Origin of the sequence: Pseudomonas sp. R62 (assembly GCF_000257605.1) — a bacterium.
Lineage (GTDB): Bacteria > Pseudomonadota > Gammaproteobacteria > Pseudomonadales > Pseudomonadaceae > Aquipseudomonas > Aquipseudomonas atacamensis.
Genome location: NZ_AHZM01000830.1, coordinates 1 through 1,968, shown reverse-complemented (window position 1 = coordinate 1,968; position 1,968 = coordinate 1). Strand labels below are relative to the sequence as shown.

At 61.7% G+C, this 1,968-nt stretch carries 2 protein-coding genes; both read left to right on the top strand.

Annotation, left to right across the window (positions count from 1 at the left end; translation table 11 throughout):
- Positions 1 to 530: nitrilase-related carbon-nitrogen hydrolase (locus tag OQK_RS00340; protein WP_038860076.1), on the top strand; the 530-nt coding region annotated here is incomplete at its 5' end.
- Positions 531 to 533: 3 nt separating this feature from the next.
- Positions 534 to 1,574: an AraC family transcriptional regulator gene (locus OQK_RS00335; protein ID WP_016770609.1), complete on the top strand. Its 1,041-nt coding sequence runs from the start codon at positions 534 to 536 to the stop codon at positions 1,572 to 1,574.
- Positions 1,575 to 1,968: the final 394 nt, after the last annotated feature.

Below are 1,968 nucleotides of genomic sequence, written 5' to 3'. Positions count from 1 at the left end.
CCCTGTTCAACAGCAGCGTGGTGTTTGGTCGCGACGGCGTACCGTTGGGCCAGCCGCAACGGCAGATGCATCCGATCTTCGATCAGCAAGGTGTGATTCAGGCCGAAGACAAACACGCCATCCAGGTCGTCGACACACCGGCCGGACGCTTGGGCATCCTGATCGGCAGTGATAGCTGGTACCCCGGTAACTACCGCACCCTCGATGAACAAGGCGCGCAACTGGTGGCCGTGCCGGCGCAGGTTATTGGCCAAGGCGCCTGGGACAAGCCATGGCGTGGCTACAAAGGTTCGAGCACGCCGGGCTCGGTCAGCCTCAAGCCCGGCGACCTCAGTGAAGGTCAGGCCTGGCACCGATTGACCCTCACCGCACAACCACCGAGCAGCCGCGCGATTGCCGGCGTCAGTGTATTCATGCGCGGGCAGTTCTGGGACAAGCCGAGTACCGGCACAAGCTTCCTCAGCAGCAACGGCCAGCAGTTCGCCGATGGCGAGGCCCGTGGTGCGCGCTTGCTGAACGTCTGGCTATAAACCATGAAGCCGCAGCCGATGCGCCTCGGGGATCTGTCGGTGGGCTTCGTCCATAGTCTGGCCGACGCCGTGCGCAGCCACGACGCCGATCCGCTGCCTCTGCTTGAACAATATGGCCTCGATGCCGCGCGACTGGCCGAGGCCGGGGCACGCTTGTCGATCCCGCGTTACATGCGCCTGGGCCATGCGGCGATTCAACTGACCGGCGATCCGGCCCTGGGCCTGCGCATGGGCCGGATGATCCGCTTGAATCAGGCTGGGCTGGCCGGCATCACTGCGGCGCAAGCGCCCACCGTCCGTGAAGCGGCCCGCTGCCTGACGCGCTTCGAGCCGCTGTACGGTTCCAACTATCGCGGGCAGTCCAGTTTTCACGAAGATGCCAACGGTGCGTGGCTGCGCTTCTACTCGATCAGTCCTTACAACGCCTATAACCGCTTCGTGGTCGACTCGATCCTCGCCGGCTGGCTGCATCAGTTGTCGAGCCTGTGCGGCGAAACGTTGCGCGCCGAGCGAATCGAAATCGAATTCGAAGCGCCGGATTACCGCGACGCCTACACAATGCTTGGCGACTGCCCGATCCAGTTCAGCGCCGAACGCAATCAGCTGCGCCTGAGCCTGAACACCCTTGCCCTGCGCAACCCTGAACATTGCCCGAGCACCTGGCGACATCTGCTGCAATTGTGCGAGCGGGAGCTGGAACAACTGACCCGCACCCGCAGTTTGCGCGAGCGCATCACTCAGTTGCTCGGCCCGTTGCTCAACGGCGGCCGCGAGCCGGATCTTGAGGAAGTCGCGGCACGCCTGAAACTGCCGACCTGGACCCTGCGACGCAAACTAGCAGAGGAAGGCACGCAATTTCGCGCGATCCTCAATGACACACGCCGCGACCTGGCAATGACCTACATCCGCGACACCGAACTGGCGTTCGGCGAGATCGCCTACCTGCTGGGCTTTGCCTCAGCTGAAGCCTTCCAGCGTGCATTCAAGCGCTGGAGCGGGCAGACGCCCGGCGAATCCCGACGAAATTACCGCTCGGGAGCCTGAAGCTCAGAGCTCCGTCGCGTCGTCAGCCGGTTCTGGTTGATCCAGCTCAAAGGCCTGGTATTCGAGCAGTTCTTCCTGATACTCATCCATCGTATGAATCCCCCAACTACTCGCTATGAAAATGGCCTGATCAATCGACCTGTGCCCCGAGCATAAAGTGCCCGTGTGAAGGAAAAGTGAAACGCAGCCTTCATGAATAAAACGTAGCAGGTGGCTGGGGATTTATCGCGGCGATGGTGTCGCAGGTGTGTAACCAGATCTTAAGCCAACCCGAAAACCACTGTGGGAGCGAGCCTGCTCGCGAAGGCGGTGTGTCAGTCTGATCATCTGTCGACTGATACACCGCTTCGCGAGCAGGCTCGCTCCCACAGGGTCTTGCTTGGTTTCTTATTGG

Coding starts and splice junctions, on each gene's coding strand:
- OQK_RS00335 (WP_016770609.1), top strand. CDS start 534: ATGAAGCCGCAGCCGATGCGCCTCGGGGATCTGTCGGTGGGCTTCGTC.